The sequence below is a fragment of the Stenotrophomonas sp. TWI602 genome (assembly GCF_039674045.1).
Classification (GTDB): Bacteria; Pseudomonadota; Gammaproteobacteria; order Xanthomonadales; family Xanthomonadaceae; genus Stenotrophomonas.
Genome location: NZ_JBDJMT010000008.1, coordinates 33,820 through 48,093 on the forward strand (window position 1 = coordinate 33,820; position 14,274 = coordinate 48,093).

Sequence of the window (14,274 nt, forward strand, 5' to 3'; positions counted from 1 at the left end):
TCTGCGTTGACGGGCATTGCCGGCCATCGGCCGGCAACCCCATGCGAGGTCAACGTGTACGTTGGACCTCGACCAGGTGCTGGAGGTCGTCCTTGAGCAGCCGATAGGCGCCCTCGCGCGCTGCATCGCCGGTCTGCCGCAGTACCCACGACGGATGCACCGTGGCAAACGCCCGCGTGCCGTCGTCCAGCACGTGCCAGCGTCCGTGGTTCTCCATCAGATTGAAACCGGCCCCGAACACGGCCGTGGCCGCGCTCGCCCCCAGGCAGACGATTACCTGCGGTCGCACGTTCTCGATCTCGCCCATCAGCCACGGCCGACACGCGTTGATGTGGGTCATCTGCGGCTTACTGTGGATGCGCCGCTTGCCGCGCCGCTCGAAACGGAAGTGCTTGACCGCATTGGTCAGGTAGAGCGCGCTGCGCTCGATGCCGAGTTCGCGCAGCGCACGATCCAGCAGCTGTCCGGCGGGGCCGACGAACGGATGCCCGCTGAGGTCCTCGCTGTCCCCGGGTTGTTCGCCGACCAGCATGATCGATGCATTCGGTGGACCTTCACCGAACACCGTCTGCGTGGCCGGTTCCCACAGCGGACAGCGGCGGCACGCCGCGGCGGCATCGCGCAGCGCGTCGAGCGTGGCAGGCGTCGTCTCTGTGGCCGGCGCCGGTGCCGCGATGGCCTGGGGAATGCGCCGCCGCGGGGCCTGCGCTTCACGGTCGTGCATCTCCTGCACCCGGTCACCGGCATCACGCACCAGCTGTGGCAGCAACGAGGCTTCGGGCAGGTGCTTCCAGTATCTGGCGGGCATCTCCTGCTGCATCATGCGCGTGTTGAGCCGGGCCGGATTGAAGATGTTGGCGTAGTAGGTGCGCCACAATTCTTCGCGTGCGTCTTCCATCGGCGCATCGCTCTGGTGGCCGCCCGGACCGAACGACAGCTGCTGCCCATCCCAGTGCACGCTGCGGTACGGCGTCAGGATCGCCCAGCGCATGCCGGCGAATCGTCGCGCGAAAAACGGTGCGACGCGGTCGACGATCTGGTGATCCGGTTCGAACCAGGCAATGAACGCGTCCTGTTCGCCAGGCACCTCCCGGAAGCGCACGAAGGCCTTCATCTTATGCGTGTCGCGGCGTACCGCCTGGCTCAAGGCCATGGCGCGAAGCACGTCGGCATCGGCGGGGTTGGTGAGCAGACTGCGTTCGCCATGGGTGATGCGCCACAGCATGCGATAGAGCAGGGACATCCGCTGCGGATCGCGGTGGCACAGGCAGATGGCAGCCAGCTCGACAAAGCTCTTGGGGACATGGACCTGCGGCTCGGCCGGTGGCGCGCTGTCCTCCACCGAGCTCAGCGATGGCGCATCCAGCAGCGACGTCTCGCTGCCAGGCAACCAGTCCAGTTGATCCGGCGCGACCGCGTGGCGCAGGGCCAGGCGCGCGGCGGTGCGCCACGCTTCCAGAGACCACGCCGGGTCGACCCGCACACTCCAGCGCGACATGTCAGTGGGCGGCCGTGTCGGGGAACAACGCACCCTGTCGCGGCGGTGGTGCCAGTCGGGCACGTAGTGCCGCCGGGTCATCCAGTGCACGCCGCGGATGATGGTCGGCCAGCTGCACGAACGGCAGCAGCTTGCTCATCGGCGCACGCAGGCGGGCCACATCGGCCACGCGCAGGCGTCCATGCCGCCGCGCCATCAGTACGCGCTTGACGTTGCGCACGCCGAGCCCGGGCACGCGTAGCAGCAGCTCCTTGGGCGCGATGTTGAGATCGACCGGGAAGCGCTCGGGGTGGCGGATCGCCCAGGCCATTTTCGGGTCGATGTCCAGGTCCAGCATGCCGCCCTGGGTGGCATCGGTGATTTCCTCCACGCCGTACCCGTAGAAGCGCAGCAGCCAGTCCGCCTGGTAGAGGCGGTGCTCGCGTGCCAGTGGCGGTGCCTGCAGGGGCAGCGCCTTGCTCGCATCGGGAATGGGGCTGAAGGCGGAGTAATAGACGCGGCGCATCCGATAGTTGCCGTACAGATTGTCGGCCGCGCTGAGGATCTGGTTGTCGCTGGCACCGTCGGCGCCGACGATCATCTGGGTGCTCTGCCCGGCCGGCGCGAAGCGGGGCGCGCGGGCCCGGCGGCCGCGCAAGGCCGGCGCGGGGGGCGCTGCGGCGGCTGCCGAGGATGATGGCGCGTCAGGGTCCGGATGTGACGTGCGCGCTTCCTTGGCTTCCTCGATGCGCCAGCGCAGCTCGCCCATCGCGCCGCGGATCGACGGCAGGGATTTCTCTGGCGCGAAGCTGGCCAGCCCTGCCTCGGTGGGCAGCTCGATGTTGATCGACAGCCGATCGGCATGGCGACCGGCAAGCGCAAGCAGTTCCGGGGAGGCTTCCGGAATGGTCTTGAGGTGGATGTAGCCGCTGAACCGGCGTTCTTCGCGCAGCACGCGCGCGATCTCCACCATCTGCTCCATGGTGTAGTCGGCATTGCGGATGATCCCGCTGGAGAGAAACAGCCCCTCGATGTAGTTGCGCTTGTAGAAGTCCATCGTCAACGCGACCACTTCCTCCACGCTGAAACGCGCCCGCTGCACGTTGCTCGATACGCGGTTGACGCAGTACGCGCAGTCGTAGATGCAGAAGTTGGTCAGCAGGATCTTGAGCAGCGACACGCACCGGCCATCGGGCGTGTAGCTGTGGCAGATTCCCATCCCCTCGGTACTGCCGATGCCGCCGGATGCACGCGAATCGCGCTTGCCCGCGCCACTGGAGGCGCAGGACGCGTCGTACTTCGCGGCATCGGCAAGGATGGCCAGTTTGCGGATCGTCTCCATGGAAAGACCGTACCGAGGCACGATCTCATCCAGTGAGACGCATCAGATAGTCCCTGAAGAATTCAGGTTCCGACTCAGCCTTCGAAGGTCACTTTCACCGAGTCCGCGCTGTAGGTGGCCGGCCCATGGAACACCACTTCGATGTTGTTGCCATCCGGGTCCAGGGCGAAGGCTGCGTAGTAGCCGGGGTGGTACGGCCGCTCGCCCGGCGCACCGTTGTCCTTGCCACCGTTGGCCAGCGCGGCCTGGTGGAAGGCCTCGACGGTGGCGCGGTCGCGGGCCTGGAAGGCGAGATGATGGCGCCCGGTGAGCTGGCCGAGCGCTGCCTCGCTGTCGGGCGTGGAAATGAACAGCTCATCGGCCCAGAAGTAGGTGTCGCCTTCGCCGGCGATCGGAATGCCGATCGTGTCGAACACGGCCTGGTAAAAGCGGCGGCTGGCGGCAAGATCCCGGACCACCAGCTGCAGGTGATCGAGCAGGCGGCCGCGGTGCAGTTCCATCGTTTCCATACCGACTCCGTTGGGTGGTGGGACGGGGCGCAGATATACCACTGGCGGCGGCCCAGGGCATCACCGCGGTGTCGACCTTGCTGACCACGTGCAGGACCTGTGTCGGCCACGGCCCTTCCGCCGGCCCGCGCGCTGACCTACGCTGCGCGCTGACGTCATGAACGCGCAGGCGGAGGAGGCACGATGCTGTGGATGGTGATGATGGCGCAGGCGCTCGCCGGCGACGTGGGTTATGAACAGGTGCGTGCGTTGGCGCAGCGCGATGAAGCCAGTCTGGCGCCGGCGGCCTACACAGAAATGGTGGACAGCATGAGCCGGGTCGGAGGTGCCAGCTTTACGCGTTGCCTGCCGACCCCCGCGCCGGAGACGCTCGCCGCGTTCACGGTGGTGCTGCAACTGGATGCACAGGGCAGGGTAGTGCGGACCTGGCGCGAAGGCGATGAGGCGGTCGCGCGCTGCGTGGACGCAGGATTTGCCGGGAAAACGTTGTTCGTACCACCCAAGGCGCCGTTCCATGCGGCCTTCGAGTTCCAGGTCCAGCCGTAGCCGCCGCGCCGCGCCGGGCGGTGCGGGCGCGCCGCGGAGCGGCGGGGATCAGGCGATCGGCGTGTTGGAGATGATCTCCACCCAGTAGCCATCCGGATCCTTGATGAAGGCCAGGTGCTTCATGCGGCCGTCTTCCAGGCGCTTCTGGTAGGGCACCTGCAGCGCATCGAAGCGCTTGCAGGCGGCCTGGATGTCCGGCACCGACACGCAGATATGGCCGAAGCCGCGCGGGTCGGTATTGCCGTTGTGATAGACCGGGCCGTCCTGGGCTTCGGTGCCGTGGTTGTGCGTCAGCTCCAGCACGCCCGGAATCCCGGCCATCCAGACGCGGCGGGCATCGTCACCTTCGGGAATCTGCGTGCCGGCCGGCAGCAGGGCCAGGAAGTACAGGCTGAAGTCGGCGTCGGGGAAGTGGCGCAGATCGATCAGCTGGAAGCCGAGCACGCGGGTGTAGAAATCCAGCGAAGCGGTGGCGTCCTTGACGCGCAGCATGGTGTGGTTGAACACGAAGCCGGTGGTGTCAGCGGGCACCTGGGCGGCGACACCCGGTTGGTTCTGGAAGGCGGCAAGGCTCATGGGGGATCCTGGGGCGGGGGCCGCATCGGCGCGGCGGACGGGCCATTTTAGCGGTCCCGGCTGGATGGGGTGGCGGGTAGAATGGGGCGTCTCCCTGCGCAGTGTTCATCCATGTCCCAGCGTGAATGGGTGGCCGCCGCCATCCGCAAGATCGAAGCCGACTTCAACCGATCGGCCGATACCCACCTGATTCCGATGGACCTGCCCGGGTTCGAGGGCATCGACCTGTATTTCAAGGACGAGTCCAGCCATCCCACCGGCAGCCTGAAGCATCGTCTGGCCCGGTCGCTGTTCCTGTACGCGCTGACCAACGGCTGGCTGCGTGAAGGGCGCCCGGTGATCGAGGCGTCCAGCGGCTCCACGGCCGTATCCGAGGCGTATTTCGCCCGGCTGCTGGGCCTGCCGTTCATCGCCGTGATGCCGGCCACTACCTCCCCCGAGAAGATCGCGGCGATCGAGTTCCACGGCGGACGCTGCCATCTGGTGGAACGTGCGTGCGACCTCAACTGCGATTCGGAAGCGCTGGCCCGCGAAACCGGCGGCCACTTCATGGATCAGTTCACCTACGCCGAGCGCGCCACCGACTGGCGTGCCAACAACAACATCGCCGAATCGATCTTCAAGCAGATGGCCGAGGAGCCGCACCCGGTGCCGGAGTGGATCGTGTGCAGCCCGGGCACCGGTGGCACCGCAGCCACGCTGGGCCGCTACGTGAGCTACCGCCGGCATGACACGCGCATCCTGTGTGCGGACCCGGAAGTGTCGGTGTTCTACGACGGCTACTGCGCGGCGCTGGCCGGGCAGCCCTGGCGCGAGCTGACCTGCAGCGGTGGCTCGCGCGTGGAAGGCATCGGCCGGCCGCGGGTGGAATCCAGCTTCATCCCGACCAGTGTCGATGCGATGGTCAAGGTGCCCGACGCGCTGAGCCTGGCCGCGATGCGCCACGTCAGCCGCCAGCTGGGCCGCCGCGTGGGCGGCTCCACCGGCACCAATTTCATCGGCGTGCTGCAGGCCGCGCAGCTGATGCGCGATGCCGGCCGCAGCGGCTCGATCGTGACCATCCTGTGCGACAGCGGCGAGCGCTACGCCCACAGCTATTACAACCCGGAGTGGTACCCGAAGCAGGGCATCGACGTGGAGGGCGCCGATGCCCAGCTTGCCGCGGCGGTGGCGGGGCAGGGGTTGCCGGTGCTGCCCTGCGTCTCGCTGGAAGCGCTGTACTGAGCGGGGCAGCAGGCACGGCGTGAACCTCGCCCATCGGCGCACGCCGGGGCCTTGTGCGGGGTGGGGGGCAATGCCATATCGTGGGGTGATGCCGCTGCAGCGGCCCCGTTGTCTGGAGATGCCTGTGACCCCCACCAACCCCCTGCTCGATTTTTCCGGCCTGCCGCGTTTCGATGCGATCCAGCCTGAGCACATCGCCCCGGCGATCGATGCCCTGCTGGCCGAGGCCGAGGCGGCGGTAACGACCGCCGAGACCGTATCCCCGCTGAGCTGGGCGACCTTCGCCGATCCGCTGGATGACGCCACCGAGCGCCTGTGGCGTGCTTGGGGGCAGGTGGGCCACCTGCAGGCTGTGGTGAATACCCCGGCACTGCGCGAGGCCTACAACGCCAACCTGCCCAAGGTGACGCGCTTCGGCAGCGCACTGGGCCAGAACCTGGCGCTTTACCAGCAGTACCGTGCCCTGGCCGCCGCGCCGGAAGCGGCGCAGTACGCTCCGGCACGCCGCAAGGTGCTGGAGAACGCCCTGCGTGATTTCCGCCTGGGCGGTGCTGAACTCGATGACGCCGGCAAGGCGCGCTACCGCGCGATCCGCGAAGAACTGTCCGCGCTCTCGGCGACGTTCTCGCAGAATGTGCTCGATGCGACCGATGCCTGGTCGCTGCATGTGGAAGACCGCGCCGAACTGGCTGGCCTGCCGGACGATGTGATCGCCGCTGCCCGCACGGCCGCAGAGAAGGATGGCCTGAACGGCTGGAAGCTGACGCTGCAGATGCCGTGCTATATCCCGGTGCAGACCTACGCCGAGCATCGCCCGCTGCGTGAGGCGCTGTATCGCGCCAACGCGGTCCGCGCCTCCGAATTCGGCGATGCCGCGCTGGACAACAGCGGCAACATCGATCGCGTGTTGGCCCTGCGTGCGGAGCTGGCGGCGCTGCTGGGCTTCGCCAACTACGCCGAGTATTCGATCGCCACCAAGATGGCCGAAGATGCGCCGCAGGTGCTGGGCTTCGTGCGCGATCTGGCCGTGCGTGCCAAACCGTATGCACAGCGCGACCGTGCCGAGCTGGAGGCCTTCGCGCGCGACGAACTGGGGCTGACCGCGCTGGACGCGTGGGACCTGGCCTTCGCGGCGGAGAAGCTGAAGCAGGCGCGCTACAGCTATTCCGAGCAGGACGTGAAGCAGTACTTCACCGAGCCGAAGGTGTTGGACGGCCTGTTCAGCGTGATCCGCAGCCTGTACGGGCTGGAGGTGCAGCCGGACAGCGCGCCGGTGTGGCACCCGGACGTGCGCTTCTTCCGGGTGGTCGATGCGCAGGGCGCGCTGGTGGGTCAGTTCTATCTGGACCTGTACGCGCGCGAAGGCAAGCGCGGTGGCGCGTGGATGGACGATTGCCGCAACCGCCGCGAGACCGCTGCCGGTGTGCAGACGCCGCTGGTGTACCTGGTCTGCAACTTCGGCAAGGGCGCCGCGGGGCAGCCGGCGACCTTCAGCCATAGCGATGTGACCACGCTGTTCCATGAAATGGGGCATGGGCTGCATCAGTTGCTGACCCGCATCGGCGAACTCGGCGTGGCCGGCATCAACGGCGTGGAGTGGGACGCGGTGGAACTGCCAAGCCAGTTCATGGAGAACTTCTGCTGGGAATGGGAGCGCGTGCAGGCGATGACCGCACACGTAACCACAGGCGAGCCGCTGCCGCGTGCGCTGTTTGACCGCATGCTGGCGGCACGCAATTTCCAGAGCGGCATGTTCACCGTGCGCCAGCTGGAGTTCGCCCTGTTCGACATGCAGCTGCACAGCGATTTCGACCCGACCCAGGACAGCGTGCAGGCCCTGCTGGAGCGCGTGCGCGATGAGGTGGCGGTCAACCGGCCGCCGGCCTGGAATCGCTTCCCCAATCAGTTCAGCCACATTTTTGCCGGTGGCTATGCGGCGGGCTACTACAGCTACAAGTGGGCTGAAGTGCTCAGCGCCGATGCCTATGCCGCGTTCGAGGAAGCGCCGGACAAGGTGACCGAAACCGGTCAGCGGTTCCGCGATGAAGTGTTGTCGCGCGGCGGCAGCCGGAGTGCGGCAGAGAACTTCGCCGCGTTCCGTGGCCGCGCGCCGACCGTGGACGCCCTGCTGCGACACAACGGGATGGTGTGACCCCGGTTACGGTAGTGCCGGCCGCTGGCCGGCTCTGCATCCTGCCGCCAGGGGCGGAGTGTCATGCAACGTGAGGCGCCGGCCAGCGGCCGGCACTACCCGGCAGCGTGATCGGACCGGACGCGGCTCATTCGGCGTAGATCATCTTGCGGGTCATGCCGCCGTCGACGATGTGGTCCTGGCCGGTGATGAAACCGGCCAGGTCCGAGAGCAGGAAAACCGCCAGCGCGCCGATGTCCGGCGGCTGGCCAACCCGGCCGACCGGATGCTGCGCCTGATCGCGGCGCGAGAGCTTGGGCGTGCGCCGGCGTGAGGGTGCCTGCCAGGCATCGGTGGTGATCCAGCCGGGGCTGATGCTGTTGACCCGCACCGCCGGCCCTTCGCTCAACGCGAGTGCATGGGTGAAGGCGACCAGCCCGCCCTTGGCCGCGGCATAGGCTTCACTGTCCGGTTCGGACTGCCAGGCACGCGTCGAGGCGATGTTGAGGATGGCCCCGGCGTGTTCGCGCAGGGCGGGCAGGGCGTGTTTGCTGCACAGGAAGGCGCCATGCAGGCTGGAGAGGCGGCGTTGCCACTCGGCCAGCGGCATCTCCGCCAACGGCGTGCCATGGGCACTGGCGATGCCGGCATTGTTGACCAGGCCATCCACGCGGCCAAAGCGCTTCATCGTCGCCTTCATCAGCGCCTGCACACTGCGCTCGCTGGCTACATCCGCGCGCTGGAACGCCGCGCGCTCCGGCAGCGCCCATTCCCTCAGACAGGCCTTGCCGGCATCGGCATCCAGGTCGGCGATCATCACGCTGCCGCCGGCGCCGAGCACCGCCTGCGCGATGCCACGGCCCACCCCCTGCGCACCGCCGGTGATCACCACCACGCGGTCGCGCAGCGGCTGTGCCGGCCAGTCGAGGATGGGCGGGGTCAGTGGCACGGCGGCATGTCGTTGCGGCCCAGCAGGCGCGTCCAGCCTTCAATGCCGAGCTTGTCCAGCGTTTCGATGTTGCGCTCCACGATCACATCCGGATCCGGGAACGCGGCGACCGCCCGCTCGACGCTGTCTTCGCGCAGCAGGTGCAGGGTAGGGTAGGGCGCACGGTTGGTGTAGTTGCTCACGTCATCCGGCGCCGCGCCGGCGAACTGGTACTGCGGATGGAAGCTGGCCACCTGGAGGATGCCCTGCAGATCCAGTGCTTCGATCGCCGCATCGGCGTTGTCGAGGAAATCGTTGTAATCCAGGAAATCGGTCAGCACGTCCGGATGCACGATCAACGTGGTGTCGATCTGTTCGGCCGGCGTATCGCGCAGCAGGATCAGCTCTTCGGCCAGTTCCTCCACCAGCGCTTCCGGGGTGGTCGCATCGCTGAGCACGAACCGCACCTGATCCTTCACGTACACCGCTTTGGCGAACGGGCACAGGTTCAGGCCGATGACGATCTGCTCCAGCCATTTCCGGGTCTCGGCAATGGGGTCGTGGGTGGCAGTGAGGGAAGCATCGTTCATGGCGGGCGGTGTCGCTGGCTGGGCTGTTGATTGTACGGCGCGGCGGTGAAGCGGGCAGGAGATCGGCTCCACTGTCCATTAACTGGACACCGGCCATGCTGATAAACCCTTATCCGGCAATCACTTGCAGTGATCGGGCCAACGGCCAATAGGCAGTGGCCCATGGCAGGTATCCAATGGCCGGGTACACGACGCAAGGAGTTCTCAGAGATGGCAACACACGCATTCCTGCCGACGGCCACGTGGTCCGGCAAGCTGTTCGAGGGTCAGTGGAGCCCGGGTGCCGGCACCCAGGATGTGGTCGAACCGGCCACCGGCGAACGCCTGGGCGAGATCGCGATGGCCGACCCGGCGCAGATCTCGCGCGCCGCCGCCACCGCCGCCAAGGCGCAGCGCGACTGGGCCAGCGCCCCGTATGACACCCGCGCGCAGGTCCTGCGCCGTGCCGCGCAGCTGGCCGAAGAGCACAACGACGAGATCGTGCAGTGGCTGGTCCGCGAAAGTGGCTCCACCCAGCTCAAGGCCGGCTTTGAGGCCAAGGTGAACACCAAGGCGTTGCATGAAGCGGCGGCACTGCCCTCGCGCAGCATCGGTGAAGTGCTGCCGTCCGAACCGGGCCGTCTGAATCTGGCGCGCCGCCGACCGCTCGGCGTGGTCGGCGTGATCGCGCCGTTCAACTTCCCGCTGTATCTGGCCATGCGCGCAGTCGCCCCGGCACTGGCGCTGGGCAATGCGGTGGTGCTCAAGCCCGATCCGCGCACCGCCGTGTGCGGTGGCTTCGTGATCGCACGCCTGTTCGAACTGGCTGGGCTGCCGGCCGGCCTGCTGCACGTGCTGCCCGGTGATGGCGCGGCCGGTGCGGCGCTGACCAGCGACCCGAACATCGCGATGATCCAGTTCACCGGCTCCACCGGTGCCGGGCGCAAGGTCGGTGAAGCGGCGGGCAAACACCTGAAGAAGGTGTCGCTGGAACTGGGCGGCAAGAACTCGCTGATCGTGCTCGACGATGCGGACATGGAGCTGGCCATCGCCAACACGGCGTGGGGCGTCTACCTGCACCAGGGCCAGATCTGCATGGCCACCGGCCGCGTGCTGGTCCAGCGCAGCATCCATGCGCGCTTTCTGGAAAAGCTGGTGGCCAAGGCGAAATCGCTCAAGGTCGGCAATCCGGCCGACGGCGAGGTGGCGATCGGGCCGTTGATCAATGCCCAGCAGCGTGACCACGCCGCGCGCATCGTCGCCGAGGCACAAGCCGCGGGCGCGACCCTGGCGACCGGTGGTGGCTACCAGGATCTCTACTTCGAGCCGACCGTGCTCAGCGATGTGAGCCGCGACAACCCGGCCTTCCACGAAGAGATCTTCGCACCGGTCGCGGTAGTGGTGCCGTTCGATACCGATGATGAGGCGGTGGAGCTGGCCAACGACAGCGAATACGGCCTGTCGATGGCGATCGTATCCAGCAACGTGGGCCGCGCGCTGAAGCTGGGCGAACGGCTGCGCACCGGCCTGCTGCACATCAACGACCAGACGGTGAACGATGAGGTGATCAATCCGTTCGGTGGCGTGGGCGCCTCCGGCAACGGCACCAGCATCGGTGGCCCGTCCAACATCGACGAGTTCACCCAGTGGCAGTGGATGACCGTCAAGGGCGAAGCGCCCGCGTACCCGATCTGATCCAGGAGATTCTCATGACCGCAACAGCAGAACTGCGCGACATCACCGTGGCCGTGGTGCGCGAAAAAGAACAGCCCTTCACCATCGAGAAGGCGTGCATCCGTGGCCCGCAGGACGATGAAGTGCTGGTCCGCGTGGTCGCCACCGGCCTGTGCCATACCGACCTGATCGTGCGTGACCAGTACTACCCCGTGCCGCTGCCGGCCGTGCTCGGCCATGAAGGCGCGGGCATCGTCGAAGCGCTCGGCCCAGGCGTGAAGGACCTCAAGGTCGGTGACCATGTCGTGTTGACCTACGGCGCCTGCGGCCACTGCAATCCCTGCAGCGGCGGCCACGGCGCCTACTGCAAGGACTTCTTCGGCCTGAACTTCGGTGGCGGTGCGCTGGACGGCTCCACCGCGATCCAGGATCCGGACGGCACCCCGCTGCACGATCACTTCTTCGCGCAGTCCTCGTTCGCCACCTACGCACTGAGCCGCGAAAACAACGCGATCAAGGTGCCCGACGATGCGCCGATCGAACTGCTCGGCCCGCTGGGCTGCGGCATCCAGACCGGTGCCGGTGCGGTGATCAACTCGCTCAAGGTGACGGCCGGCAGCAGCTTCGCCAGCTTCGGCGCGGGCGCGGTGGGCCTGAGCGCGGTGATGGCCGCACGCGTGGCCGGTGCGACCACCATCATCGCCATCGATGTGGTGACGTCGCGGCTGGAACTGGCCAAGGAGCTGGGGGCCACGCACGTGATCAACAGCCGCGAGGTCGATGTGGTGGAAGCGGTGCGCGGGATCACCGGCGGCGGCGCGAACTTCGCACTGGAATCCACCGGTCGTCCGGAGGTGCTGGCGCAGGGCATCGAGGCCCTCGGCGGGTTGGGGATGATTGGCGTGGTCGGCGCGCCGAAGCTGGGCACCAAGGCCGAGTTCGACGTCAACAACCTGCTGCTCGGCGGACGCAGCATCCGCGGCATCGTCGAAGGCGACAGCGTGCCCAAGGTGTTCATTCCGCAGCTGGTGCAGCTGTACCAGCAGGGCCGCTTCCCGTTCGACAAACTGGTCAAGTTCTACCCGCTGGACCAGATCAACCAGGCCGCCGAGGACAGCACCCGCGGTGTCACCCTCAAGCCGATCCTGACCATCGGCGGGTGAAACGGTCCGTCGCAGGCCTGCATGCCTGCGACGACGTACCAGTCAGCTTTGCGGGAGTAGGCTGTCGGTCCGAGGTGGAGATCGACCGATGGCCGCGATGGTTCTGGAACAGCAGCAGGTATTGGCCGCCGCCCGTCAGCGCTTCGCCGAGGGCGGCGCGCTGATGGACAGCGTGGTCAGCCCGCCGGTGCAGCGCTCCTGGGAGCGCTCGCGCCAGGCCGGCGTACAGCCGCGGCAGGAGCCGTACTACGCGCCCCTTGCCGCTGCGGCCACGCGCCTCGACGACCCTGCCGACCGCCGCCTCGCACGCTGTGTGCGCGAGGACATGGACCACCTCTGGGCCGCCTTCGGCGGCCGCCAGTGGACCCTGTTCTGCGTCAACGCCGAGGGCCTGGTCATCGCCCAGCGCGAACATGGCCTGGCCGACGTCCCGGTACTGCGTCCGATCCAGATCGGTCGCCGCCTGCGCGAAATCGACATCGGCACCACCGCACCGGCCTGCAGCCTGGCCGAAGACGCGCCCGCCCTGGTGCGCGGCAATGAGCACTATCTCGACCGCTTCGCCACCGTGTTCTGCCTGAGCGTGCCGCTGCATGGGCTGGATGGCGAAGTGCTGGGTGCACTGGACATCACCGGCACTGGCGAGCGCGATGCCGAGCTGTTGCACGGCTACTTCCGCCAGGCCGCGCTGTCGGCCGAGAACCGCCTCATGCAGGACCACCGCCCCTGCCACCTGCTGGCGGTGCAACACGACACCCGATGGCTGCACTCGCCCCTGCAGGGCCTGCTGGCCATCGAAGAAGACGGCCAGGTGCGTGCCGCCAACCGCGTCGCCCGCCGCCTGTTCGGACTGCCGCGTCGCGGCCACTTGCCCGTTCTCACCCTGGACGGCCTGTTCGCCGGCGCCAGTACCCACCAGCGCCGCCGCCTGCTGCAGAGCGGCCCCGCCCACCGCGTCCGCCTGGATGACGACACCGCCGTGCACGTGCAGTACCTGCGCGGACCACTCGCACCGCATGCCAGCGTGAAGCTCGATGTGCAGCATGCCAACGCCACGCACGCATCACTGCGCGCGCAGAACACACAGCACGTACGCGACGCCGTGGCCGCGCATCAAGGAAACGTCAGCGCCGCCGCACGTCAGCTCGGCATCTCACGCACCACGCTGTACAAGCTGATTCGCGCGTAACGAGCAGCATCCGGCGGCATACGCCGCGCGCGGAAGGGCTTCTCTTCGATCCTTTGCAACGAGGTTGCCGGCCAGCGGCCGGCACTACCGAGGGGACATCGCCTGATTGCCGGCCAGCGGCCGGCACTACCGCTTTGCTCGCCCATCCGCCGAGGAAGCGTCGGGGCGGCGGGTAGGGCCGGGCCTTGCCTGGACCATGAGCGGCATGGATGCCGCGACATGAGCCCCCATGGATGGGTTCACGGCGGGTCCGGGCAAGGCCTGGCCCTACCCGCCGCAGCCCTCGCCAGTGAATCGCCAGCCTTTAGCGATGAGCTGCCAACGCCAAAGACAACGAAAGCCCATCAGCAACAAACAGCGGCGCCCTTCGCTGGCGCTGTTCGCTACAGCCCTTCGGCCAAGATCAATCGCGGAAATTATCGAACTGCAGCGGCACCTCGAACGTCTCCTTCCGCAACAGCGCCATCGCATCCTGCAGATCATCGCGCTTCTTGCCCGTCACCCGCAGCTTGTCGCCGTTGATCTGGCTGTCCACCTTCAACTTGGCCTCCTTGATCGTCGCCGCGATCTTCTTGGCCACCTTCTGCTCGATCCCCTGCTTCACGGTGATCTTCTGCCGTGCACCGGCCAGATTGGTTTCGATATCACCGAACTCCAGGCACGCCGCATCGATCTTCCGCGCCGTCAACCGCTGACGCAGGATGTCCGTCATCTGCTGCAGCTGGAAATCGCTCGGTGCGGACTGGCTGATCACGCTGTCTTCCAGCACGTACTTGGCGTCCACCCCCTTGAAATCGAAACGCGTGGACAGCTCGCGGTTGGCCTGGTCGACCGCGTTGGTCAGCTCGTGGGTGTCGACTTCGGAAACAACGTCAAAAGAGGGCATGGGCAAACTCCAGCGGGTGAATGTCCCCATTCTATCAAGCCACCATGGACGGGCCGGCCA

General features: G+C 67.3%; 13 protein-coding genes. 6 read left to right on the top strand and 7 right to left on the bottom strand.

The features are described 5' to 3' along the window. Positions 1-49 precede the first annotated feature (49 nt). From ABE483_RS10025 to ABE483_RS10035, 3 genes are all read right to left on the bottom strand, one after another. On the bottom strand, positions 50-1,498 hold the full coding sequence (locus ABE483_RS10025; protein ID WP_346463512.1) for a UdgX family uracil-DNA binding protein: 1,449 nt from the start codon (positions 1,496-1,498) through the stop codon (positions 50-52). Position 1,499: 1 nt separating this feature from the next. Continuing rightward, positions 1,500-2,819, bottom strand: a complete 1,320-nt coding sequence (locus ABE483_RS10030; protein ID WP_313213027.1) for a putative DNA modification/repair radical SAM protein — start codon at positions 2,817-2,819, stop codon at positions 1,500-1,502. 74 nt (positions 2,820-2,893) lie between these two features. Beyond that, positions 2,894-3,328: a VOC family protein gene (locus tag ABE483_RS10035; protein WP_346481607.1), complete on the bottom strand. Its 435-nt coding sequence runs from the start codon at positions 3,326-3,328 to the stop codon at positions 2,894-2,896. A gap of 183 nt (positions 3,329-3,511) precedes the next feature. Here ABE483_RS10035 and ABE483_RS10040 point away from each other — a divergent pair, with 183 nt between their 5' ends. Then, positions 3,512-3,874 carry a hypothetical protein gene (locus ABE483_RS10040; protein ID WP_313213025.1) on the top strand — a complete coding sequence of 121 codons (363 nt, stop codon included), beginning with the start codon at positions 3,512-3,514 and terminating at the stop codon, positions 3,872-3,874. A 48-nt stretch (positions 3,875-3,922) separates the two neighbouring features. On the opposite strand, the gene gloA is transcribed toward ABE483_RS10040, so the two are convergent. Then, positions 3,923-4,450, bottom strand: a complete 528-nt coding sequence (gloA, locus tag ABE483_RS10045) for a lactoylglutathione lyase (protein WP_313213024.1) — start codon at positions 4,448-4,450, stop codon at positions 3,923-3,925. 111 nt (positions 4,451-4,561) lie between these two features. Between gloA and ABE483_RS10050 the strand changes: the two genes are divergently transcribed. Continuing rightward, positions 4,562-5,674, top strand: a complete 1,113-nt coding sequence (locus ABE483_RS10050; protein WP_313213023.1) for a PLP-dependent cysteine synthase family protein — start codon at positions 4,562-4,564, stop codon at positions 5,672-5,674. Positions 5,675-5,792: 118 nt separating this feature from the next. Then, positions 5,793-7,826 (top strand): M3 family metallopeptidase, encoded by a 2,034-nt coding sequence (locus tag ABE483_RS10055; protein ID WP_346481608.1) that lies wholly within the window; start codon positions 5,793-5,795, stop codon positions 7,824-7,826. Positions 7,827-7,953: 127 nt separating this feature from the next. On the opposite strand, the gene ABE483_RS10060 is transcribed toward ABE483_RS10055, so the two are convergent. Then, on the bottom strand, positions 7,954-8,754 hold the full coding sequence (locus tag ABE483_RS10060) for an SDR family oxidoreductase (RefSeq protein ID WP_346481609.1): 801 nt from the start codon (positions 8,752-8,754) through the stop codon (positions 7,954-7,956). After that, on the bottom strand, positions 8,745-9,323 hold the full coding sequence (locus ABE483_RS10065) for a DUF1415 domain-containing protein (protein ID WP_123730129.1): 579 nt from the start codon (positions 9,321-9,323) through the stop codon (positions 8,745-8,747). Before ABE483_RS10065 ends, ABE483_RS10060 begins: the two co-directional genes overlap by 10 nt. 210 nt (positions 9,324-9,533) lie before the next feature. Here ABE483_RS10065 and ABE483_RS10070 point away from each other — a divergent pair, with 210 nt between their 5' ends. The 3 genes from ABE483_RS10070 to ABE483_RS10080 all read left to right on the top strand — a co-directional run bounded on the left by ABE483_RS10070 (position 9,534) and on the right by ABE483_RS10080 (position 13,328). Beyond that, on the top strand, positions 9,534-10,997 hold the full coding sequence (locus ABE483_RS10070) for a benzaldehyde dehydrogenase (protein ID WP_313213017.1): 1,464 nt from the start codon (positions 9,534-9,536) through the stop codon (positions 10,995-10,997). Between the two features lie 14 nt (positions 10,998-11,011). Beyond that, positions 11,012-12,139 (top strand): NAD(P)-dependent alcohol dehydrogenase, encoded by a 1,128-nt coding sequence (locus ABE483_RS10075; RefSeq protein ID WP_346481610.1) that lies wholly within the window; start codon positions 11,012-11,014, stop codon positions 12,137-12,139. Positions 12,140-12,227: 88 nt separating this feature from the next. Further along, positions 12,228-13,328: a helix-turn-helix domain-containing protein gene (locus ABE483_RS10080; protein WP_346481611.1), complete on the top strand. Its 1,101-nt coding sequence runs from the start codon at positions 12,228-12,230 to the stop codon at positions 13,326-13,328. Between the two features lie 403 nt (positions 13,329-13,731). On the opposite strand, the gene ABE483_RS10085 is transcribed toward ABE483_RS10080, so the two are convergent. Next, the gene (locus ABE483_RS10085) at positions 13,732-14,214 is read right to left on the bottom strand and encodes a YajQ family cyclic di-GMP-binding protein (protein WP_313212414.1); all 483 of its coding nucleotides are present in this window, start codon (positions 14,212-14,214) and stop codon (positions 13,732-13,734) included. Positions 14,215-14,274: the final 60 nt, after the last annotated feature.

Excerpts from the sequence above, each read along its gene's own strand:
- ABE483_RS10040 (WP_313213025.1), top strand. The coding sequence starts at position 3,512 with ATGCTGTGGATGGTGATGATGGCGCAGGCGCTCGCCGGCGACGTGGGT.
- ABE483_RS10050 (WP_313213023.1), top strand. The coding sequence starts at position 4,562 with ATGTCCCAGCGTGAATGGGTGGCCGCCGCCATCCGCAAGATCGAAGCC.
- ABE483_RS10075 (WP_346481610.1), top strand. The coding sequence starts at position 11,012 with ATGACCGCAACAGCAGAACTGCGCGACATCACCGTGGCCGTGGTGCGC.
- ABE483_RS10080 (WP_346481611.1), top strand. The coding sequence starts at position 12,228 with ATGGCCGCGATGGTTCTGGAACAGCAGCAGGTATTGGCCGCCGCCCGT.
- ABE483_RS10065 (WP_123730129.1), bottom strand. The coding sequence starts at position 9,323 with ATGAACGATGCTTCCCTCACTGCCACCCACGACCCCATTGCCGAGACC.
- ABE483_RS10035 (WP_346481607.1), bottom strand. The coding sequence starts at position 3,328 with ATGGAAACGATGGAACTGCACCGCGGCCGCCTGCTCGATCACCTGCAG.
- ABE483_RS10055 (WP_346481608.1), top strand. The coding sequence starts at position 5,793 with ATGCCTGTGACCCCCACCAACCCCCTGCTCGATTTTTCCGGCCTGCCG.
- ABE483_RS10030 (WP_313213027.1), bottom strand. The coding sequence starts at position 2,819 with ATGGAGACGATCCGCAAACTGGCCATCCTTGCCGATGCCGCGAAGTAC.
- ABE483_RS10025 (WP_346463512.1), bottom strand. The coding sequence starts at position 1,498 with ATGTCGCGCTGGAGTGTGCGGGTCGACCCGGCGTGGTCTCTGGAAGCG.
- ABE483_RS10085 (WP_313212414.1), bottom strand. The coding sequence starts at position 14,214 with ATGCCCTCTTTTGACGTTGTTTCCGAAGTCGACACCCACGAGCTGACC.
- gloA (WP_313213024.1), bottom strand. The coding sequence starts at position 4,450 with ATGAGCCTTGCCGCCTTCCAGAACCAACCGGGTGTCGCCGCCCAGGTG.
- ABE483_RS10070 (WP_313213017.1), top strand. The coding sequence starts at position 9,534 with ATGGCAACACACGCATTCCTGCCGACGGCCACGTGGTCCGGCAAGCTG.